This is a genomic window from Mycobacterium sp. SM1, assembly GCF_018361265.1.
Taxonomy (GTDB): Bacteria; Actinomycetota; Actinomycetes; order Mycobacteriales; family Mycobacteriaceae; genus Mycobacterium.
Genome location: NZ_JAFLNH010000001.1, coordinates 53,761 through 74,531, shown reverse-complemented (window position 1 = coordinate 74,531; position 20,771 = coordinate 53,761). Strand labels below are relative to the sequence as shown.

The following is a 20,771-nucleotide window of genomic DNA, read 5'->3' as shown; positions in this document are numbered from 1 at the left end:
GAAAAATGGCTCTTCTGACGCTTCCGTGGGTGGGTTGTTGATGTAAGGGGCGCACGTCGTTGTGGCTTAAGGTTTCTGGCTTGTGGAAGGTCAGGAACCAAAGGAGCCAACAACGACGTGCGCAATGTGAGGCTATGGCGTGCGCTGCTGGGTGTCGACCAGCGCACCGTGATCGAAGACATCGAGTTCGAGGAGTTCGGGCAGGAAGACGCCGACGGCGACACGCTGGTGGTGGCGCGGGTGCGGCCGCGAAGTGGTGTTTCGCGCCGTTGTGGCCGCTGCGGTCGCAGGGCGCCCTGGTATGACCGGGGTGAGGGTCGGCGCCGGTGGCGGGGCCTGGATTGGGGCACGATGCAGGTGGTGCTGGAGGCCGATGCGCCGCGGGTGAACTGCCCCGCCCATGGGCCTACGGTGGTGGCGGTGCCGTGGGCGCGCCACCATGCCGGGCACACTTTGGCCTTTGATGACACGGTGGCCTGGCTGGCGGTGGCGTGTTCGAAAACCGCGGTGTGCGAGTTGATGCGGGTCGCCTGGCGCACCGTAGGGGCGATCGTGGCGAGGGTGTGGGCCGACACGGAGAAGAGGATCGACCGGTTTGCGGGTCTGCGTCGGATCGGCATCGATGAGATCTCCTATAAGCGTCACCACAAGTAGCTCACGGTGGTGGTTGACCACGACAGCGGCCGGCTGGTGTGGGCCGCCCCGGGCCGCGACACCAAGACGCTGCGGCGGTTTTTCGACGCTCTGGGCGCCCAGCGGTGCGCGCAGATCACCCATGTGTCCGCCGACGCGGCGGACTGGATTGCCGATGTGGTCGCCGAGCGCTGCCCGGGCGCGATCCGCTGCGCAGATCCGTTTCATGTGCTGGCCTGGGCCACCGAGGCGCTGGACGCCGAGCGGCGCCGGGCCTGGAACGACGCGCGAGCGATCGCGCGCGGCGAGGCCAAGTGGGGCCGTGGTCGCCCCGGCAGGAACACCGCGCCGCGCCCGGGTCATGAGCGGGCACGGCGCTCAAAGCCGCCCGCTATGCGCTGTGGAAAAACCCCGAGGACCTCACCGAACGCCAAACCGCCAAACTGGCCTGGATCGCTAAGACCGACACCCGGCTCTACCGCGCATACCTGCTCAAAGAGGGCCTGCGGCATGTGTTTTCGGTCAAAGGACAGGACGGCAAAGACGCCCTCGACAAGTGGATCTCCTGGGCGCGGCGCTGCCGCATCCCGGTCTTCGTCGAGCTGGCCGGCCGCATCAAACGCCACCGCGAGGCCATCGACGCCGCCCTCGACCACGGCCTGTCCCAAGGATTGATCGAATCCACCAACACCAAGATCCGCCTGCTCACCCGCATCGCGTTCGGATTCCACAACCCCGCCGCGCTGATCGCCCTGGCCATGCTCGCCCTCGGCGGCCACCGCCCCACCCTGCCCGGCCGCGGCTAACACCCCTCCACCAGGGCACCCCTCGGGTTTCCCCTCTCAGACGTCGCCGATTCTGCGCTACCCGCTCGTCGGTGTCCATGTCGTTCCGCCTCGCTGCGCTCGGGGGCTCCACATGGACACCTCCCACCCGGGCAGCGCTACAGGCAACTATCGCGGAAGCAAGCACAAACGAATTCAACCATCAGATCACGGCCCCGAATCGGCCCCACCCACCCACGGATACGTCAGGAGGTCCTGAAAAATCAGGGTTAGAGAAATCGCGATGCTCGGCCAGATGCCGGTCCGTGAGGGCTCGGAGTTCAGCGAGATGGTCGTCCGCCAGCTCGCGATGCTCTCGCAAGTGTGCCTCGGCCATTTTCTCGTGCTCGGCCAGATGCGTCCGTGAGACCTCGGCGCTTTCCTTTGATGCGAGCATGAGATGTGCTCCTTGTGCGAATGCGACCGACTCGCATTATAGCCATCGGCGGAGTCTTCGTTGCATGACTGGACGCCTGGTGCCCTGCACCAGGACCCGACTTCCGCAGTCCGTAGGGCACCTGGTGGAGCAGAAGGACGTGTGTGGTGATGGAGGCCACCAGCGATTACTGGCGCCCGTTCTACTACCTGCTCGAAGAACACGTCGAGGTGATGCTGGTCAACGCCCGTGACGTCAAGACCGTGCCGGGCCGCAAAAGCGACGTGTCTGTCCGATTGCGCGTGGCTCGCCGATCTCGGGGCGCACGGACTGGTGCGCGCGTCGTTCGTGCCGCCCGAACCGGTCCGGGCGCTGCGTGATCTGACTCGTGCCCGCACCGTGATCACCCAGGAGCGCAGCCGCGAGATCCAGCGACTGGAGAAGCTGCTCGAAGCCGGGGTCAAACTGTCCTCGGTGGCCACCGACATCACCGGGGTGCCCGGGCGGTTGATGCTGGCGGCGTTGATCGAGGGCCGTGAGGATCCTGCGGGGATCGCCGATCTGGCGAAACGACGGCTGCGCAGCAAGATCCCGGCGTTGACCGAGGCCCTTAACGGGCACTTCAGCGCCCACCACGCGTTCATGGCCCAGCTGTTTTTGGACCGCATCGACGCCCACACCGCCGACATCGCGCAGCTCTCGGCCCGCATCGAGGAATCGATGCAACCTTTCTGCGCGGCCCGGGAGCTGCTGATCAGCATCCCGGGCTTCTCCCGGATCGTGGCTGAGGTGTTCCTCGCCGAAACCGGCGGGGACATGACCCAGTTCCCGACCGCCGGGCATCTGGCCTCGTGGGCGGGCACCGCGCCGGGGTCCAACGAGTCTGCAGGGCGGGTGAAATCGACCAAGACTCGCCCCGGCAACCACTACCTCAAGGGCGCCCTGGGCACTGCGGCATTGGCGGCAACCCGCTCCAAGAGCACCTACTTCTCGGCCAAATACAGACGCATCGCATCCCGCCAAGGCCCATGAAAGCCCTTGTGGCCGTGGAGCATGCGATGCTCGTCGCCGCCTGGAACATGCTCACCCACGGCGAGTTCTACCGCGACCCCGGCGCCGACTACTACACCCGGCGCGTTCCAGCCAAGACCAAAGCCCGCGCGATCGGACAACTCGAAGCACTCGGCTACCGCGTCACCTTGCAACCACTCGCCGACACCGCATAACCAAACCCGCCCGATCCACGCATGCACCGATACCGCTGGCGGGTCACCACCACCTGTGCTCACCAGGCTTGTGGTCACCTAATTTTCGTAGGAGAATGGCAACATGACGCAGCTGAGATCTGGGTCCGAGACCACGCCTGAAGGGCCTGTGACGCTTTATTTCGAGTTTCGCGTCGCCGGCCCGGAACACGACGCCGCCATGGGGACGCTGAGGGAACGGGCTTCGGCATGGCGGCAGGCCCCGGGTTTTTTGAGCCTCATGCTCAAGCAGATGAGCGGCGACTCGACCATGGTGAAAAACTACCCCGAGGCATATAAGGGAGTCCTCGCCGAGGCGTACCTCGATGGCATCAGGAGCCATTCACAGCCGTATTTCTATTCGCTGTTCGTTCGCTTTGCCGATCATGCGCAACTGCAGGCATCACAGATCAACGAGGACTTCGACCGCGCGGTGCTGCCGTTTCTTCATGCCGTGACGGAGACGTCGACCGGAATCGCCAAATCTCGCCGGCCGATGAGCCTCTACCGCAGCGTTTTTCAAACTATCGCCGCCGGCAACCGCGCGGGCATTTATACGACGACCAGGGAAATGACGGACTTTTTGCGCCATCCCGTCGAAGCCCCCGAGCGCGACACCGTCACGGTCGTCAACCATGTCATGGTCGCCGATGCCGGACACCTCGAGTGGGAGAAGCTCGTTCTCCCACTCCTCGAGGTGGCGCAAGAGACCTATCAGCCAACTGATGATCCAAACGGCATCGGCCAACCCGGCAGCAAGGCCAATCGGCTTTATCGCAAAGCGTTGTCGACCGAGATCCTGCGCAACGCAACCCCTGACGGCGAGTTGCGCGCCTACCTCATGCACGGCGTGTGGGAGTCGGTCTGGGATCATGAAAACTCCCATCTCGACACCAGGCTTCAGGAAGCCTTCGGTCCGGTCGGCGCCGGGGTCGTAATCGGCCCCATCGAACCGTTCTATCTGACGCGGTTCCTGGCCGAGGCGTGAGCAAACCATGAGTTCAACCGATCACGTTTGGCGCGGCACGGTCTTCGCATACACCTATCTGGGCTGGACGACGGCCAGATCCGGTCCTTCGCTCGGGCCTGCAGAGATCCTTGCCGGTCAAATCGCAGGACTGAGGGCGTCAGTCCCAAGCAGCTGCGAAAGTTGCTGCAGCGCATCCCGATTTACCCGGTAATACACCCACGAAGCACGCCGTTCGCTGTCCAGCAAGCCAGGCGTGCGCACAACCCTGACGTGGTAGATGCTGGCCTCGAGTTTTCACGGTGATCAGCGGATTTCGGGTGTCGTGAACGCGAAAAGTGCGCTCGCGCTGGGAGAATGGGGTTAGTTGAAGACTCCGCAATCCACACAACAGGCGCACTTCTAAGATGCAGACTACTACCGACTGGTCCAAGGACCTGGACATCGAGGTCCTTGGCGACGATGTCGTCTCCCACGCCGGGACCGTGATCACCCCGATGTTGGCCGACGGCACCGGGTTGACCGGGCAACTCTGCGATGCCCTGGCCCGCCCGGATGTGGTCCACGACCGCGGCCGGGTACTGGCCGACCTGGCGTTGGCGATCGCCGATGGCGCCACCTCGATCAGCGACATCTCCGTGCTCGGCGACCAGCGGCGGATCCTGGGCCCGGTGGCGTCGGCCTCCACGGCGTGGCGCACACTCAACGAAATCGACGAACGGGGGGTTGACGAGGATCACCGCGGCCCGTAACCGGACCCGTCAGCGGGTGTGGTCGCTGATCGAGGAACGCCACGGCGCGATTCCGCCGATCGCCACCGCCTACGGCGACATCTGCGGGGTGATCGGCATCCGCATCGACGCCACCTTGATCAACTCCTACAGCGACAAGCAGTGCGCGGCAGGCAATTTCACGGGCGGTTTTGGTTTTCACCCGCTGACGGCGTGGTGTGCCAACACCGGCGAATGCCTGGCGATCATCGCGCGTCCCGGCAACGCCGGATCCAACACCGCCACCGACCATATCGCGATCATCGACGCCGCGATCGCCGCCCTGCCGGCGAAGTATCGGCGGTGGGTTTCCCCTCGTAGCGTGGAGATGTCGCTATTGAGGAGGCGGCGATGGCAGCAAACAGAAGGAAGTTCGACGAGGACTTCAAGGCGGGCGCGGTGCGGATCGTGGCCGAGACGGGCAAGCCGATTGCGGCCGTGGCCCGAGAGCTCGGGATCCACGAGGGCACGCTGGGCCACTGGTGCGCCCAGGAGCGACGCCGAGCTGGCGGTACCGATGAGTTGAGTGAATCCGAGCGCCAGGAGTTGATCCGGCTTCGACGGGAGAATGCGGAGCTGGCGATGCAGCGTGATGTGCTCAAGCGCTCATGCGCCCTTTGGGTTCGAGAAGCGATGGGCCGGTAGAGATGTCGCGGTTCATCGACTCCCAAAGGGCGCACTACGGCATCGCGCACGCAACGACGTGCCGGGCGTTGGGGATCTCGCAGTCATGGTTCTATAAGTGGGTGCGTCCCGAACGTGGAAGGGAGTGAGATGTAGGTAGAGCTTCCAGAAGCGGTGCTGTGCAAAAGATGAAGGATTGTCGGCCCTTCGGAGCCGCCCTGCGGGGGGAGGCTTCAAACCACCACATGCTGCGGAATCGGAGACGTGACCGTGGTGAGCGATGTGGACACGGCGCGCATGACGTGTCAGGTGGGGATCGGGAAGGCGAGCGCGAGCGAATCGCTGTTGACGTGTCGAAATAGAAACAGGTGGCATCGAAACCGGGGTGTCCATTTGATCCCGGGATCAGTCTGGCGGGTGCCCGCTGATTGGCCAGGCGGTGTCCGGCATGGAGGCGACGCGAGCCCGGTCTGCGGCTTCTGCATGGAACGGGAGAGAGCCGGAGCCGATACGTTTCGTTCGGGTTTCCGAGCGGGCGAGAGGGAGTAGCCTGCGCCTGGCGTGGGTGTGAGTACCGTCGCGGGTCCGGCTGGCGGACTGGCTCGTAGTAGTGATGAAGCTCCTGTAATGGGGGTGGAGCGAAGGGGCCGGGTTATCTGTGACGGTGTTCGTTAGAGCAACTGAAACCCGCTGGGGTTCAGGAGGAGTCGCATGAACGCGTTGAAGTTGCCGGACAAGCCATTCGAGATTTCGAAGTGGGCGGTCCAGGAGGCATGGGAGAAGGTCAAGGCGAACAAGGGCGCACCGGGCGTGGACGAAGTAACAATCGAGGCATTCGAGGCCGACCTGCAGGACAACCTGTATAAGGTGTGGAACCGGATGTCGTCGGGCAGTTACTTTCCGCCTCCGGTGCGTGCGGTGGAGATACCCAAGCCGCACGGCGGCGGGACCCGAATGCTGGGCGTGCCTACCATCGCTGACCGGGTGGCGCAAACGGTGGTCGCAGAGCAGTTGAAGCCGAGGGTCGAGACGATCTTCCACGACGACTCTTATGGCTACCGCCCGGGCCGCTCGGCAGTGGACGCGGTGGGCGTATGCCGGCAACGCTGCTGGAAAACCGACTGGGTGATCGATTTGGACATCCAAAAGTTTTTCGACAGCGTGTCTTGGGACCTGATGCTCAAGGCGGTGCAGGCCAACACCGATTTGCCGTGGGTGATGTTGTATGTGCGCCGGTGGCTGCAAGCCCCGGTGCAGTTGCCCGACGGCACCCTGCAACAGCGAGACCGGGGCACCCCGCAGGGTTCGCCGGTCTCGCCCGTGCTGGCAAACCTGTTCTTGCACTACGCGTTCGACGCGTGGATGGGTCGGGAGTTCCCGACCGTCCGGTTCGAGCGCTATGTCGATGACGCGGTGGTGCACTGTGTCAGCGAGCGCCAGGCCCACCGGGTGTTGGCCGCGCTGCAAGACAGGATGGTCGACGTCGGGCTGCGGCTGCATCCCGACAAGACCCGGATCGTGTACTGCAAGGACGGCAAACGGCGCGGTGACTATGCGCACACGTCGTTTACCTTCCTCGGCTTCACGTTCCGGCCACGGGGAGCGCGGGCCAAGGACGGGAGCATGTTCGTCTCGTTCTCGCCTGCGGTCAGCAGGGACGCCTTGATGTCAGCGGTCACGCAATTCCCCAGGTTTGAGGGGGTTGTCCGTCACGGAATTCCCCACCCTGGCTGTCAGGTAATTCCCCACCCTGGGCGGCGTGTCTACCGGGTGTGGGCCTCGCACACATGTTCGCTCTGAAGTCGTCGGAGAACGGCGGACGGAAGGGCGCTGATGGCGAGGAGAGATATCGAGATGTTCGATCTGATCGAGTTGTACACGCATTGGCAAGCTGGCCGCTCACAGGTGCAGTTGTGGCAGTCGCTGGGGATGGATCGCAAGACGATCCGCAAGTATCTTGCCCCGGCAATCGCCGAGGGCATCGATCCTGGCGGCGAACCATTGACCGCCGGGCAGTGGGCTCAGCGGATCGCGGAATGGTTTCCCGGACTGGATGATCGGGGTGCACGGGCGTCGACGCGGCCGCTTATCGAGCCGCATCGCGACCGGATCAAGGCTTGGTTGGACGCCGATGTCACGGTCGCGACGATCGCGCAGCGGCTGCGGGATGACCACGGGGTCGAAGCGTCGGAGTCATCGGTACGGCGTTGGGTGGCGACGCAGTTCGCTGAGGAGGTGGCCCGGGCGCGGGTAACCGTGCCGCGTGGTGAAGTGCCACCGGGCAGTGAGGCGCAGATCGACTACGGCAAGCTGGGGATGTGGCTGAACCCGGCGACAGCCAAGCGGGTCGCGGTGTGGGCGTTCGTGATGGTGTTGGCGTGCTCGCGGCACCTGTTCGTGCGACCCGTGATCCGCATGGACCAAACTACCTGGTGTGCTTGCCATGTCGAGGCATTTGAATTCTTCGATGGGGTCCCGGCCCGGCTGGTGTGCGACAACCTGAAGACCGGGGTGGACAAGCCCGACCTGTATGACCCCAAAATCAATCGCGCCTACGCCGAGCTCGCCGCCGACTATGACTGCTTGATCGACCCGGCGAGAGCGTTCAAACCCAAGGACAAGACTCGGGTTGCATATTGCACCTCATTGGGTTGATGCGTGGGGAGTTTCTTGTTCGGGTTGGCCAGCGCGTTTTGGTCGTCTTCCGATTTTGGGTCGTTGCGGTGGGTTGTCGGGGTCGGGTGGGTGGTAGAGCGTTTCGCCTTTGTCGTTATAGCGCAGGCCACTGACAATTCCGGTGCGGTGCCAGGCCTTGAGGGTGTGCCTGCTGATGCCGAGCAGGGTGGCCGTCTCGGTGGGGGTGAGCATTCCGGCTGCGCGTAGGCGCTGGCGGCGGCTGCGCAGCCGGTAGGTGTGGATGATGTTGTCCACGATCTTGTGGTGGAAGGGCTGCCCGGTGCCGGTGGTCAGACCACGCTGGTTAAGGATCTCGGCGACTTCGCCGCTGATGTGTTCGTCGAGTAGTTCGTCAACGACGGCGACGATGTTGGCGGGTGTTTTGCGTTGCTCTCCAACGGGTTTGGGGGCGGGCAGGGTGAGCGTGGTGTCGGTGCCGCCGGAGAAGCGGACGTGCGCGGTGATGGTGTCGCTGTCGCGGTGGATGGTGACGTCGGTGAGGAGCAGCCGGGCGATGCGTTTGCGTTCCCGGGTGGGGGTGTGCGGGTCGTTCCAGATTGCGGGCAGGTCGGTGACCAGCTGGCCGATGCGGGCGCGTTGGGCGTCGGTGAGCTGCCCGGGGTGCTGCTGGCGGGCCTTGTCGTAGGCCTGTTGGGTGTCGCCTAGTTCGCGCAGGGCGGTGTTCCAGTCGGCTTCGAGGCTGTCGGCGACGAGCCGGTTGGCGGGGTCGACGGCCAGGTAGCGGCGCCGGGCCAGGTCGGCGCGGTAGCGGGCGCGTTCGACGTGGGCGGCGCGGATGCGGTCGGCGTCGGCGGAGCGTTGTTCGAGTTCGGCCGACACGGTGAGGGCTGCCTCTACAGCCAGCGGGGTCAGGGTGTCGCACAGCAGCTGTCCGATGCGCCGGTCGAGGTCAGCGCCGAAGATGTTGGCGCAGATCCGTTTTGCGTTCTCGATCCCGTCGCGTTGACACACGTAGGTGGGCAATGGCTGACCGCGGCGATGGTTGTGGCGCACCGTCATCCGTTTGCCGCACCGGCCGCAGATGATGATCCCTTGCAGCAGGGCAGGTCCCTCCCGAGGTGGCCCGCCGGCGCGGTCGCGGCCGTGCGCGGCGGCATTGGCGGCCAACCGGGCGCGGTTGGCGTCGTACTGGTCTAGGGTGATGTAGCCGGGGTGGGCGTCGGGAATGAACGAGATCCACTCCTCGCGCGGCAAAAGGGTGGACGACCATTTTCCGCTGGGCAGTTTGTGATGGCGGTAGCGGCCGTAGGTGAACGCACCGGCGTAGCGGGGATTGTGCAGCACCCGCAGCACGGTGTGATGCCCCAACGGCTTCCAGTCCAGTTCGTCCTTGCGGGGACCCTTGAGATGGCGCCACGGGAACAACAGGTCGGCCTCACGGAACGCCTTGACGCAGGCCGAGGCGGATCCGGTGGCGGCAAACGTGTCGAACAGGTGGCGCAGCGCGTGCTGCACCGCGGTGTCGGGGTCGAGCACGACGTGGCCGACGGCGTCGTGGACCAGCCCGACCGGCAGCGGCATGACGAGCTCGCCGCGGCGGGCCTTGGATAGCACCCCGCCACGCAATCTTGCCTTGATGAAATGCAGTTCGGCCTCCGACATCTGGCCTTTCATGCCGAGCAACAGCCGGTCGTTGAACTGGCGGGGGTCATAGAGGCCGTCCTCGTCGCAGATCAGGGTGCCGGTCATGGCGCAGAGCTCGAGCAGTTGGTGCCAGTCGGCGGAGTTACGGGCCAGCCGCGAGCATTCCAGGCCGAGCACGATCCCGGCCCGGCCCAGCGACACCTCGGCGACCAGGTGCTGAAAGCCCTCGCGGTCGGCGGAGCTGGCGCCGGAGTGGCCTTGGTCGATGTCGATCACGCTGATCTGATCATCGGCCCAGCCCAGCGCGATGGCCCGGCTGCGCAGGTCGTATTGGCGGTGCGCGGATTCGGCGTTGTGGATGACCTGCTTGAGGGTGGATTGGCGGACATACAACAGCGCTGGTTTGGCCAGCTGAGCAGCGCTCACCTTGGAGGCGGCGGTATCGGTGAACACGGGCATGCTCCTTCCCGCCGAACACGGCGGTCATGGGGAGTGGGACGTTGCGGGTGCCGACGATCGGGGTGGGTTAGGTGCCGGCGAGCACAACAGCGGCGAGGGCATCGACGAGCTCGGCGGAGATCGGGGCCGACACCGCCGCGCCGACTGGGGCCGCCGTCGCGATCGGGGCCGGTCGGGTATCGGGGGTGAGGTCGGTCAGGGCGCGACGCCAGGCTGTCACGCCCTGGCGGGTGAGCACGGCGAAGCCCAGCGGGAACGCCTCGGCACGCGCGTGCAGGGCGGCGTGACGCAGCTGTTCGTAGCAGGCGTCCAGCCCACCACCGGGAACAGCGTGATCCTGGCCGGCATCCGAGCAGGTGCTCGGTTCAGCAGTCGCGGGGCCAGGCGAGGGTCTCGGGGACAGCGGCGGGGTGTCCTCCCTCCTGGGCTCGTGAGCGGATGAGTCAGCGACTTTTGGACTGCTGATCCCGGTAGCGGGCCAGCGCGCGCTCGATCGAGCGGGGGTGCACGCGCGCGCCGAAGCGGGCCGCGATCGGCTCCACCAGATCCGCCGACCGCAGACTCGGGTCGGTGGACAGCTGTTGGTCGGCGAACGCACACACCTCGTCGGTGAGCTTGTGTCCCCGGCGCGGTCCGGGCTTGCCGGGCACCAGCCCGTCCAGCCCTTGCTCGTCGAGCGTGGCGGCCGCCTCGTAGTAGGAGGGACGGGAATACCCGAACGCCTCGGCGGTCGCGGTGACCGAGTCGCCGTCCACCCGCACCCGCCGCACCATCTCGTATTTGACCTGCACCGCGTCGCGGGCGTCGAAGAACTCCTGCGAACGGAACGCCTCGTCGGTCACATCCTCGGGATGCGGGTTGAGGCAGCGCGCCTCCCGCAACGCTGCTACCTTCGGGTCCTCGCTCGCGCCTCGTCGGCCCATATCGCCTCCCAATCACCCAAACTGTTAGATGGATTATGCCGTTAAAGTATAGGGGTGAGGTGTTGACACGCCGCAGATAGCCGCGTGATCCGCGGGAATACTGGCGGATAGAGCCGAGTGACACGCCGACTGTGGGTAAGATCGTCAGTAATTCCGGCGTAATCTGGTTGACAGTCACGGCGTAATCTTCCTGACAGCCCGGTCCCGATCAGGCTGGGACCGCAGTCGGTCGATCAGATCCGCGAGGGCCAGCAGCCCCGCCGTGGTGAACGGGCAGCGGCCCTCGGCGACCACCACAAACGGATCGACCGGTGCCGCATCGGTCCAGCCAGTCAGAACCGAGAACAACTCCCCGTTCTCGTCATGCAGGTAGACCCGGTCCTCACCCCAGTTCTGCCGGTGAACGACGAACTCGTACTCCCGGCCATACAGCGGATGGAACCGGTGCGTGACCCGCACTTTGCGGTGCCGATCGTCGGGATTGGATGTAGTTGACGACGTGGTCCAAACCGCGCGTCGAACGGCCAATGACCTATGTGCGGGACTCGTTTTGGCGCGGCCGCCAGTTCACCTCACTGGCCCAGATGCAGGCCGAAGCGCTGCGGTGGAGCCGGGAGGTGGCCGGGCTACGGCATTCACGCGCCCTCGACCGCGGTCAGCCACTGCGGGTGTTCGAGACGTTCGAGGCACAAGCATTGAAGCCATTGCCGAGCAACGCGTTCGAACTCGCCACCTGGTCCATCGGCGTCGTCGGTGTCGACACGCACCTCAAAGTCGGCAAGGCCCTCTACAGCGTGCCGTGGCGGCTGATCGGGCAGCGCCTGCACGCCCGCACCGCCGGTGACATCGTGCAGATCTTCGCCAGCAACGAGGTCGTCGCCACCCACGCGCGGCGGCCCTCCGGGCGCTCCACCGACTTCGCCCACTACCCGCCGGAAAAGGTCGCCTTCGCGATGAAAACCCCAACCTGGTGCCGGCACACCGCCGCCAAGATCGGGCCGCACTGTGAGGCCGTGATCGCCGAATTCATGCGCGACAACGCAATCCACCACCTGCGGGCCGCGCAAGGAGTGCTCGGGCTGCGCGACAAACACGGCTGTGACCGGCTCGAGGCCGCCTGCGCTCGCGCGCTCACCGTACGGCGATCCGGCGTATCGGACCATCAAAGGCATCCTCACCGCCGGCACCGAACACGACGGCACCACCCAACCGGCAACCGGCGCCGCCGCCACCGCAGCGTTCCTGCGCGGCCCCGACCAGTTCGGCGCAGGCGACACCAACGGCGTCGCCTGAAGATCAACCAATCCCGGAATCTAACCCAAGCGTCACCCGCACCGACTATTTAAGGAGACCACGCAATGGGTATCTGCGACCCCGCGCTGCGCAACGCGCTGCGCACCCTGAAACTGTCCGGCATGCTCGACACCCTCGACGCCCGGCTCACCCAGACCCGCTCAGGCGAGATCGGCCACCTGGAATTCCTCCAAATGCTATGCGAGGACGAGATCACCCGCCGCGAATCCGCTGCTCTCACAAGACGATTAAGACGGGCGAAATTCGAGGAACAAGCAACGTTTGAATGCTTCGACTTTTCCGCCAACCCCAAACTGCCGGCCGCGATGCTAGGCGACCTGGCCGCACTGCGCTGGCTCGACGCCGGCGAATCGGTCATCCTCTACGGACCCGTCGGCGTAGGGAAAACCCACGTGGCACAAGCACTCGGGCACGCCGTCGCTCGGCGTGGCGGAGACGTCCGCTTCGTCAAAACCTCCCGCATGCTCTCCGATTTGGCCGGCGGGCACGCCGACCGCAGCTGGGGCAAACCTATCCGCGAATACACCAAACCCCTCGTGCTCATCTGCGACGACTGGGCTATGCGCGAGCACACCACCATGCACGCCGACGACCTCTACGAGCTGATCAGCGAGCGCGCAGTCAGCGGCAAGCCGCTGATACTGACCTCCAACCGTGCCCCGAGCGACTGGTACGGCCTGTTTCCTAACCCCGTCGTCGCCGAATCACTACTTGACCGCATCGTCAACACCAGTCACCAGATCCTCATGGATGGACCCAGCTACCGGCCCCGTAAACGGCCCGGACGCAACACCGGCTAGACAACATCACCGCGGGCACGGTAAGACCTACCATCGAGGCCCGCACCTGGGGAATTCCGTGACGGCAGCCCCTGGGGAATTATGTGACGGTCGACAGCCTTGACGAAGATCGGACGCGAAGTACGGTCCTGGCGACTGCACCAGCGCACCGGGCAATCCTTCTCCGAGCTCGCACGGTGGCTCAATCCCATCGTGCGCGGCTGGATGAATTACTACGGCGCTTTCTATCGGTCGGCGCTGTATCCCCTCCTGACACGCATCAATGCCTACCTGATGCGTTGGGTCCGCAAGAAATACCGGCGGCTGCAGGGACGCCGTGCGTTTCAGCAAGCGTGGCAGCGGGTCACCACTCAGTACTCGCGGTTCTTCGCCCACTGGGCCTGGACCACTGCCGTCCCGGCCGTCTGGTGATCAAGGTGACAAGAGCCGTATGAATCGAGAGGTTCACGTACGGTTCCGTGGGAGCCGGAGGGTGCGACCCCCTCCGGCCACCCGACCGCCACGGCGACGCCTCGCCACGACACGCCCGCCGGGCGGCACTGACCGCTGCGGTCGGGAGGCTGTTCGCGGCGCACAAGGGCAAGTACGGGTCTCCGCGGATCTGCGCTGATCTTCGTGACGAGGGCTGGAGCGTCAGTGCGAACACCGTCGCCAAGATCATGGCCGAGCAGGGGTTGGTGTCTCGCCCCAAGCGGCACCGCCGCGGTAACACCCGGCCGGGAAAAGGCCGGTGGCGGGCCCCTGACCTGGTTAAACGCAAGTTCGCCGCACAACAGCTCAACGGCAAGTGGTACGGCGACGGTACCGAAGTGCCCACCGGCGAGGGAAAGCTCCAGTTGGATTCGGTACTCGACATGGCCTCACGGCGCATCGTCGGATTCGCGATCGGCGAGCACCACGACGCCGAGCTTGCCTACGGCGCGTTGTCCATGGCGATCGCGGTGCGCGGCGGCAAACAGGAAGTCCGTGGGGTCATCTTGCACACCGACCAGGGCAGCGAATTCACCGCCGGCACGTTCCGGGCAGCATGCAGACGTTGCGCGATCCGCCAGTCGATGGGCCGGCCGGGCTCGGCTCTGGACAACAGGGCGGCAGGAACGCCGAACGCGGCGCCGACCAAAAACCCTACCCAAAGCGGAGCGGTCACTTGCACCATGTTGTTCCATTGTGCGCTTAGGCGAGGATGCGGACGGCGCTAGCGTACCGAACCGGTCTTGACCGGCGACGGTGAAGGTGCCGGCGAAAATGGCTAAGAGCCTGTTCACAAACGTTTAGGCTGCCTGCTCGATGGGCGCGGGCGGGCCGGTGCGAGGGCGTCCCCATCGAGGATTCGGTCGCGCCCCTGGGGTCGCTTGGTGGAGTTTGCGGGTCATGATCGTGACGTTGACCCAGAGCACCATGGCTTCGTGGTGGTCTGGGCGGCGTTCGTAGTCGCGGACGAGTCGGCGGTAACGCAGCATCCAGCCAAAGGTGCGTTCGACGACCCAGCGGCGCGGCAGCACCGTGAAGCCAACCATGTCGTCGCTGCGCTTGACGACTTGGACGGTCAGTGCCAGAACGGATTTCGCCCAATCGACCAAACGCCCGGCATAGCCGCCGTCGGCCCATACCAGCGAGATCATGGAGAAGCGTTCCCGCACCACGCCCAGCACCCGAAACGCGGCGTCTCGATCCTGCATCGAGGCCGCGGTGACGACCACGACCAGCAGCAGGCCCAGCGAGTCCACCACGATGTGGCGCTTTCGGCCATTGATCTTCTTGCCGGCGTCGTAGCCGCGGGTGGTGGCGCCCACGGTGTCGGCGGCCTTGACCGACTGCGCGTCGATCACCCCGGCGGTGGGCAGCGGAGCCCGACCCCACGCGACACGCAGCCGAGCGCGCAACCCGTCGACCAGCCGCTGCGGCATCCCCCGCTGGCTCCAGCGCTCAAAGAACGCATACACCGCCCGCCACGGCGGGAAATCTGCTGGCAGAGCCCGCCATTCGATGCCGTAGCGGGTCACGTAACCGATCGCATCCAGGACCGCCCGCAGATCGTGGACCATCGCCCGCCCACCTGGGCCGCGGCGTAACTCGGCCATCACCGCCTCGACCTCCGGGCGCAAAAGCTTCCACTGCTCATCGCTCAGATCCGATGGATACTGCGGCTTTCGGTCACGACAAAGGCAACCCGCCGCGGCGCAACTGGTTTTCCTGGACTCGACGGGGTAGACAGGCATTCACGGGGCTCCGGCAGCAGGGGATTTGGTGTCTACCTGCTATCGCGAGCCCCGTCTTGTGCCGTTGAACGACACCCAATCGTTATCACACTGTTATCACCAGTCACTACTGCCACACAAGTTTGTGAACAGGCTCTAACATCATGTGATGGACAACCACCGAGACGCAGCTTCGATCCAACGTGGAATGTTCGGGATGCCCAGGCCGCAGGGGTGGGCGATCGAGCGGGTCGTGTCACTCATGGCGGGAAGCATGATTCTGACCACCTTGACCCTTGGGCGCACCCGATCGCCGCGGTGGCGGCTCCTGACCGGTTTCGTCGGAGCTAATCTGCTGCTCGACGCGACCGTGAAGTGGTGCCCGTCGAGCGTTGTGCTGCATCGGCTGGGGATTCCCGCGGCGGCTGAACGCGCGTCCGGCGCCGGCGGCTAGAGCGCGCCGAGACATCCGGCGGTCCTGACGTTTTGAAGTGCGCCGTAAACATCAGCATTGTGCAATCGACCATTGAAGGGAACGACCGCGATGACGCAAGCCAAACCGCGTGTCCTTGTGCTGGGGAGCAGCTTTGCCGGGCTGACCACGGCGCGATTCATCCGTGAGCACAGCGGCGACGCCGTCGAGCTCGTCGTGGTCGACCGCAACCCCTACCTGACGTTCGTGCCGAACATCCAGATGGAGGTGCTCGCTGATCGCGATCCGCTCGAATCCATGCTGCTGGACACCCCGACGATCCACGACCGCGACGGCAACATCTTCCTGAACGCGGAAGTGATCGCGATCGACCCCGATGCCCGGCGCGTGCACGTCGTCCCGAGTGACCGTCCGGGCTCGGCGACCGAGGTGCTCGGCTACGACTACCTGGTGATCGCACTCGGGAACCGGCTGGCCTACGACCAGATCGAAGGCTTCGGGGAGCACGGTGACACGGTCTCCAGCGGCTACTACGGCAACAAGCTGCGCCGTCGTCTCGCGTCCTACGGGGGCGGTCCGATTGCGATTGGCTCGGCCCGGTTCCATCAGGGGCTGCAGGGCAAACCGGACTGGCTGCCGGTCGGGCTCGCCGCCTGTGAGGGCCCGCCTTTGGAGCTTGGGCTGGCGATGGCGCACTGGCTCGGTGCACACCACCTCGGCGACGCGCACCGCATCACGCTGTTCACGCCCGCCGCGATGATCGCCGAGGATGCCGGTGAACAGATCGTCACCGGCTTTTTGAAGATGGCAGCCGAGCGCGGATTCGGCTATCTGAACAAGACCGAAGACATCACCCGTCTTACCGCCGAGGGCATCGAATTCCGAAACGGCGCAAGCCTGGAGGCGGAGATCAAAATCATCCTGCCTGACTGGGTGCCCCACCCGTTCTTGAAGGATCTGCCGGTCACCGATGAGCGGGGTTTCGTGCTCACCGACCGCCGGATGCGCAACTCCGAGCATCGCGAGCTGTTCGCCGTCGGTGACGCGGCGGCACTCACGGTGCCCAAACTGGGAGGCCTGGGACACCAGCAAGCAGAGATTGTGGCCCGCCAGATCGCCATCGACGTCGGCGCACTCTCTCCGGGCGACGCCGGACCCGAATACCAGCCCGAGATTCTCTGCTTCGGCGACATCGGCGCGCACCAAGGCTTCTATATCTATTCGAACACCTGGTTCGGCGGCCAGACCTCGGTGTTCAAAATGGGTCACGCTCCCTATGCGATGAAGCTGGCGTTCAAAGAGATGTACTTTCGCACCGGAGGGAAGCCCCCGGCGTTCGGGGTGCCGGCCACTCATTTGCTGATGGACCACTTCCCCGGCGAATAGGAGAGACCGGACGCAGATCAGCAAGCCCAGACGATCCGGGGTGCTACCCAAGGGCCTGTTTGTCCGGTGCCGAAGAACGGAGGATTTGGAATGGATGACGTCGATGTGCTCGCCATCGGTGCAGGTGGCGGCGGCTACCCGGCGGCTTTCCAGTTGGCGGCGGCAGGGCGCAGGGTCGTGATGGTCGATCCCAAGGGCGTGATGAGCGGAAATTGTCTGGCCGAGGGCTGCGTGCCTTCCAAAGCTGTGCGCGAAATCGCCCATCACCTGCTACAGCACCGACGCTTTGAAAAAAGTGGGCTGCACGGGGAAGTCCACGTGGACTACTCCGAGGTGGTCGCCCACAAGGACCAGGTGCAAACCCGCCGCTACGCGCAGCACGACGCAGAGTTGCGGGCAGCACCTGATGTCGCGCTCCTCACGGGAACCGCCCGCATCGAAGATCCCCACACGGTGGCGGTGGACACCGGTGAGGGGCTTCGCCGCTTCAACGCGCGCAATATCATCGTCGCCAGCGGCTCGGACATTTCCGTTCCACCGATCCCCGGCCTCGAGCACTGCCTCAACAGCAGAGACCTCTACGCACTTCACCCGTCTGTGTCGAGGCTGCCGGCCTCCATGCTGGTCATCGGCGGCGGTTACGTGGGTTTGGAGACCGCGTCGTTTTTTCGGCCTTCGGCACTCGGGTGACCGTGTTGGAACGCGAAGCCCAGCTGCTGCCTGGAATGGACCCCGATATGGTTGCGTTGCTGGCTCCGCTGCTGGATCCGAATATCGACATCATTTTGCGGGCCGAGGTGAGGCGGGTCGAACGAACCTCCCAGGGGGTGCGGGTGGTGTTCTTCGACGGAGCCGCAGAACAGCACAGCTTGGCTCAGGAAGCGTTTCAGGCGCTCGGCCGCCACCCGGTGATTCCCGCGGGCCTGCGCGAGATCGGTGTCACAGTCGGCACCCACGGAGTGCAGGCCGATCCCACCCTGCAAACCAATCTGCGCCACATCTACGCCTGCGGCGACGTCAACGGAAGAATTCCCCTCTTCCACGCCGCGGTCCGCCAATCCGTGGCCGCCGCGGCCAACATCCTGGCCGGGGATCGACATGCCGATGCCGTGGACTTTCTGTCGACCCCCACAACCGTCTTCACTCTTCCCGCCGCCTATGTCGGTTTGACCCGCGCATCCGCGGCGGCGAGAGGAATCTGCGTCGAAGAGGGTGCCTACTCATTTGCCGAGGACAGTCGCGCGCAGATCTTCGGCGAAACCGACGGTGAGATCCGGCTGTTCTTCCAGGCGGGCTCACTGCGGCTGGTGGGCGGCTGGGTGGTCGGAATCGACGCGGGAAACCTCATCGGCCAGATCGGGCTCGCAGTCTCACGTGGACTCACCGCCCGGGACCTTGCCGCTGGTGGCGTCCCAATCGCGGTGTAAAAGTAAACGTGGTGTTAAATCCGGCCACGGCCACCCGCAGACCGACGCGGTGCGCCAGCGCACCGGCCAGCAGAGCCACAAGCCGTGACTTACCTGCACCAGGGCAGGCGGCATCGTCATTGAGGGCAGCGACCGGCGGGCCCTAGAGGACATGCAAGGGTCGCGCTGCTGATCTGACCCTGATTTTTCAGCCGGCCTGTGATGATCTTGTTTTCGGTGGCCGGGGCGGTGGGTGGCTGCGCTGTTGGGATGCGCTGATGGGGGTTGGAAGCTGTTGGGTGATGGCGTAATTGGGGGTGGGCACGGCCGCGGGGCTGTGGTGACCGGTTTTAGGGATAGGTCGATCGCGGTGTGGCGGTGGAGGGTTGGAGATGGGGTGCGAGGTGTGCGTTGACGGGCCGGTTCGCGGCGGTCAACCGAAGGCCGGTAGCGCCCGGATGCGTGGTAGCGCGGTGGCGAACGCCTCCACGTGGGGGTAGGCGGCAGCAAAACGCAGGTGCAGGCGTCGGCCGTGACGCACCAGCCGTGCGGCGACGTTGAGAAATGCCAGGCGTAGTCGTTTTCCCCGCGCTCGACGCACCGCGCGGGGCAACGCCAGGGCGCGCAACCAGCACCCGATGTTGTGGGCCAGCGCGGCCTGCCAGTACAGCCAGTTACCGAAGAACGATTGCGCCGGGGCGTGGATCATCCCGAAGTCGTTTTTAAGCGCCCGGATGGTGTCTTCGGGGATGCCGCCGCGCAGCCGGTGATGCGCGGCGACCTCGGCGGCGCTCATCCGCTCGGCGGGCACGTTGGTGATGATCGCGTGCAGCCGCCAGCCATCCAGGTCATCGAAGGCCAGCTGCTCACCGGGCTGTTTGGGTTGGCGGCGCACGATCAGCCGCACACGCCGTCCCAGCACCGTGGTGGTGGTCTCGGCGATCTGGCTGCCCTTGTCGGTGTCCTGCCCTTTTGCCGGGGCCCATACGGTGTGCGGGTCGGTGGCCAGCGCGTGGATCACGGCCGCGACCGGCTTGTACTGTTTGACCGTGACCGAGTAGTCCGCGCCGTGGCGTTCGGCGGCCTCGATCACCTGCTGCTGGTAGCCGGCCGAGTCGACCCGCAGCCACAACCGGTAGGTATCGCGGCAACCGGCCGGGATCGCGCTCACGCACTCGTCGATGAAGCTGCCCATCGCCGGCCCGTCGTTGGCTGCGCCGCCGCGGGCGCGCAGTGCGAGCACGTCTCCGGTCTCGCCGCACACGCCCACCAGCGGGGAGAGCGCGCTCTGCCCGCTGCGCGAGAATGCGCTGCCTTGCTTGCCCGCCCCGTAGGTCGCCACCCGGGTGGCATCAGGGTCGATGGTCAGCCGCTCGCCTTCAGGGGCGGCGCCAGCAGCCCAGGCTCGGCGCAGCATCACCCGGTTGACCGCGCCGGCCTTGGCCACCTGACCCAAATCCGCGCCCGCCACACACCGCCACAACGTGGGCACCGACGGCAACGGGTTGGTCCCGCGCAGCACCGTGGTCGCCGGGTCGGCCAGCACCACCCGATCACTCAAGAAGTCCCCACCGGCCAGCAGCGTCTCGGTCAACGCCCGATAACACTGCCCACCGCTATAGCCGCCCGGCCCGATCAGACGCAACCCCCGCCGATCGGCCTCGCCGACCACACCCAGCCGGTCCAGCAGCGGACCCCACAACGCCACCCCCGCCACCGGCGTCAGATCATCCTCGCCCGCGCTGATCCGCGGGTGCGGCACCGGGTGTTTCGGACTCGCCAGCACCACATCATCGACATCGAACAACAAACCGGTAGCATTCACCACACGGGTGCCCTTTCTCCGGGATCATCGTCGCCTTCCACAAACACGATTATCCCTTGCAGGAAGGGCACTTCCGCGCTACGACGCGGCCCTCAATCCATAGCCGGCTGAAAAATCAATCAGGGTCTGACCAAAACTAGCAGCGGCGGAAATGTTCAAGATCGCAATGGATTGGGCTCTCACTCAGGTGGCCAGCCATGCTCGAAACTGCATGAAGCCACGCCAGGAGCCAGATTCGCCGCATGCCCGCCGAAGCCCGTGGGCCATTTGTCAAGGGGTGTGACAGGCATCACACAGACCCGAATAAG

Annotated in this window: 17 protein-coding genes and 6 pseudogenes; 15 read left to right on the top strand and 8 right to left on the bottom strand. The window is 65.3% G+C overall.

The window, feature by feature from the left end:
* The first annotated feature begins 117 nt into the window (after nt 1–117).
* Nucleotides 118–1,439 (top strand): annotated as a pseudogene (locus MSM1_RS00355) (ISL3 family transposase).
* Between the two features lie 181 nt (nt 1,440–1,620).
* On the opposite strand, the gene MSM1_RS00350 reads toward MSM1_RS00355, so the two are convergent.
* The gene (locus tag MSM1_RS00350; protein ID WP_213439693.1) at nt 1,621–1,854 is read right to left on the bottom strand and encodes a hypothetical protein; all 234 of its coding nucleotides are present in this window, start codon (nt 1,852–1,854) and stop codon (nt 1,621–1,623) included.
* Between the two features lie 143 nt (nt 1,855–1,997).
* Between MSM1_RS00350 and MSM1_RS00345 the strand changes: the two are divergent.
* Together MSM1_RS00345 and MSM1_RS00340 are read left to right on the top strand one after the other, a co-directional pair.
* Nucleotides 1,998–3,059 (top strand): annotated as a pseudogene (locus tag MSM1_RS00345) (IS110 family transposase); the annotation flags it as partial.
* 103 nt (nt 3,060–3,162) lie between these two features.
* Complete coding sequence (locus tag MSM1_RS00340) at nt 3,163–4,065, top strand: hypothetical protein (RefSeq protein WP_213439692.1); 903 nt, start codon at nt 3,163–3,165, stop codon at nt 4,063–4,065.
* Nucleotides 4,066–4,182: 117 nt separating this feature from the next.
* On the opposite strand, the pseudogene MSM1_RS21375 reads toward MSM1_RS00340, so the two are convergent.
* Nucleotides 4,183–4,323, bottom strand: a pseudogene (locus tag MSM1_RS21375) (transcriptional regulator); the annotation flags it as partial.
* A 128-nt stretch (nt 4,324–4,451) separates the two neighbouring features.
* Between MSM1_RS21375 and MSM1_RS00335 the strand changes: the two are divergent.
* The 4 genes and pseudogenes from MSM1_RS00335 to istA all read left to right on the top strand — a co-directional run.
* A complete protein-coding gene (locus MSM1_RS00335; protein WP_213439691.1) occupies nt 4,452–4,796 on the top strand; it encodes a transposase in 345 nt (114 codons plus the stop codon).
* Between the two features lie 369 nt (nt 4,797–5,165).
* A complete protein-coding gene (locus tag MSM1_RS22825) occupies nt 5,166–5,459 on the top strand; it encodes a transposase (RefSeq protein ID WP_374101644.1) in 294 nt (97 codons plus the stop codon).
* 690 nt (nt 5,460–6,149) lie between these two features.
* The gene (ltrA, locus tag MSM1_RS00325) at nt 6,150–7,238 is read left to right on the top strand and encodes a group II intron reverse transcriptase/maturase (protein ID WP_213439689.1); all 1,089 of its coding nucleotides are present in this window, start codon (nt 6,150–6,152) and stop codon (nt 7,236–7,238) included.
* A 54-nt stretch (nt 7,239–7,292) separates the two neighbouring features.
* Nucleotides 7,293–8,069, top strand: a pseudogene (gene istA / locus MSM1_RS00320) (IS21 family transposase); the annotation flags it as partial.
* Between the two features lie 12 nt (nt 8,070–8,081).
* Here the strand turns inward: istA and MSM1_RS00315 are convergent.
* From MSM1_RS00315 to MSM1_RS00300, 4 genes are all read right to left on the bottom strand, one after another.
* Nucleotides 8,082–10,172 (bottom strand): recombinase family protein, encoded by a 2,091-nt coding sequence (locus MSM1_RS00315; protein ID WP_307857236.1) that lies wholly within the window; start codon nt 10,170–10,172, stop codon nt 8,082–8,084.
* Between the two features lie 73 nt (nt 10,173–10,245).
* A complete protein-coding gene (locus tag MSM1_RS00310) occupies nt 10,246–10,398 on the bottom strand; it encodes a hypothetical protein (protein ID WP_213441665.1) in 153 nt (50 codons plus the stop codon).
* 223 nt (nt 10,399–10,621) lie between these two features.
* On the bottom strand, nt 10,622–11,101 hold the full coding sequence (locus MSM1_RS00305) for a helix-turn-helix domain containing protein (RefSeq protein WP_213439687.1): 480 nt from the start codon (nt 11,099–11,101) through the stop codon (nt 10,622–10,624).
* A gap of 174 nt (nt 11,102–11,275) precedes the next feature.
* Nucleotides 11,276–11,560, bottom strand: a complete 285-nt coding sequence (locus MSM1_RS00300; protein WP_213439686.1) for a DUF5372 family protein — start codon at nt 11,558–11,560, stop codon at nt 11,276–11,278.
* A 47-nt stretch (nt 11,561–11,607) separates the two neighbouring features.
* Here MSM1_RS00300 and MSM1_RS00295 point away from each other — a divergent pair.
* From MSM1_RS00295 to MSM1_RS00280, 4 genes and pseudogenes are all read left to right on the top strand, one after another.
* Nucleotides 11,608–12,394 (top strand): annotated as a pseudogene (locus MSM1_RS00295) (IS21 family transposase); the annotation flags it as partial.
* Nucleotides 12,395–12,459: 65 nt separating this feature from the next.
* Nucleotides 12,460–13,215, top strand: a complete 756-nt coding sequence (istB, locus tag MSM1_RS00290; RefSeq protein ID WP_213439685.1) for an IS21-like element helper ATPase IstB — start codon at nt 12,460–12,462, stop codon at nt 13,213–13,215.
* 99 nt (nt 13,216–13,314) lie between these two features.
* The gene (locus MSM1_RS00285) at nt 13,315–13,626 is read left to right on the top strand and encodes a group II intron maturase-specific domain-containing protein (protein ID WP_213439684.1); all 312 of its coding nucleotides are present in this window, start codon (nt 13,315–13,317) and stop codon (nt 13,624–13,626) included.
* A 47-nt stretch (nt 13,627–13,673) separates the two neighbouring features.
* A complete protein-coding gene (locus MSM1_RS00280; RefSeq protein ID WP_213439683.1) occupies nt 13,674–14,414 on the top strand; it encodes an IS3 family transposase in 741 nt (246 codons plus the stop codon).
* Between the two features lie 72 nt (nt 14,415–14,486).
* Here the strand turns inward: MSM1_RS00280 and MSM1_RS00275 are convergent, their stop codons facing one another.
* On the bottom strand, nt 14,487–15,434 hold the full coding sequence (locus MSM1_RS00275) for an IS5 family transposase (protein ID WP_236054694.1): 948 nt from the start codon (nt 15,432–15,434) through the stop codon (nt 14,487–14,489).
* A gap of 148 nt (nt 15,435–15,582) precedes the next feature.
* On the opposite strand from MSM1_RS00275, the gene MSM1_RS00270 reads away from it, so the two are divergent.
* From MSM1_RS00270 to MSM1_RS22820, 4 genes and pseudogenes are all read left to right on the top strand, one after another.
* Nucleotides 15,583–15,867 carry a DUF2892 domain-containing protein gene (locus tag MSM1_RS00270; protein WP_236054693.1) on the top strand — a complete coding sequence of 95 codons (285 nt, stop codon included), beginning with the start codon at nt 15,583–15,585 and terminating at the stop codon, nt 15,865–15,867.
* Between the two features lie 90 nt (nt 15,868–15,957).
* A complete protein-coding gene (locus MSM1_RS00265) occupies nt 15,958–17,232 on the top strand; it encodes an NAD(P)/FAD-dependent oxidoreductase (protein WP_213439682.1) in 1,275 nt (424 codons plus the stop codon).
* Nucleotides 17,233–17,322: 90 nt separating this feature from the next.
* Nucleotides 17,323–18,230: pseudogene (locus MSM1_RS00260) on the top strand (FAD-dependent oxidoreductase); the annotation flags it as partial.
* Nucleotides 18,231–18,293: 63 nt separating this feature from the next.
* Nucleotides 18,294–18,659 (top strand): hypothetical protein, encoded by a 366-nt coding sequence (locus tag MSM1_RS22820; protein WP_374101676.1) that lies wholly within the window; start codon nt 18,294–18,296, stop codon nt 18,657–18,659.
* Between the two features lie 412 nt (nt 18,660–19,071).
* Here the strand turns inward: MSM1_RS22820 and MSM1_RS00250 are convergent, their stop codons facing one another.
* Entirely contained in the window at nt 19,072–20,466 is a 1,395-nt protein-coding gene (locus MSM1_RS00250) for an IS1380 family transposase (protein WP_213439679.1), read from the bottom strand.
* Nucleotides 20,467–20,771: the final 305 nt, after the last annotated feature.

Bases quoted from the DNA above. Each gene is read 5' to 3' on its own strand.
- MSM1_RS00350 (WP_213439693.1), bottom strand. From the start codon at position 1,854: ATGCTCGCATCAAAGGAAAGCGCCGAGGTCTCACGGACGCATCTGGCC.
- MSM1_RS00340 (WP_213439692.1), top strand. From the start codon at position 3,163: ATGACGCAGCTGAGATCTGGGTCCGAGACCACGCCTGAAGGGCCTGTG.
- MSM1_RS00335 (WP_213439691.1), top strand. From the start codon at position 4,452: ATGCAGACTACTACCGACTGGTCCAAGGACCTGGACATCGAGGTCCTT.
- MSM1_RS22825 (WP_374101644.1), top strand. From the start codon at position 5,166: ATGGCAGCAAACAGAAGGAAGTTCGACGAGGACTTCAAGGCGGGCGCG.
- ltrA (WP_213439689.1), top strand. From the start codon at position 6,150: ATGAACGCGTTGAAGTTGCCGGACAAGCCATTCGAGATTTCGAAGTGG.
- MSM1_RS00305 (WP_213439687.1), bottom strand. From the start codon at position 11,101: ATGGGCCGACGAGGCGCGAGCGAGGACCCGAAGGTAGCAGCGTTGCGG.
- istB (WP_213439685.1), top strand. From the start codon at position 12,460: ATGGGTATCTGCGACCCCGCGCTGCGCAACGCGCTGCGCACCCTGAAA.
- MSM1_RS00275 (WP_236054694.1), bottom strand. From the start codon at position 15,434: ATGCCTGTCTACCCCGTCGAGTCCAGGAAAACCAGTTGCGCCGCGGCG.
- MSM1_RS00270 (WP_236054693.1), top strand. From the start codon at position 15,583: ATGGACAACCACCGAGACGCAGCTTCGATCCAACGTGGAATGTTCGGG.
- MSM1_RS00265 (WP_213439682.1), top strand. From the start codon at position 15,958: ATGACGCAAGCCAAACCGCGTGTCCTTGTGCTGGGGAGCAGCTTTGCC.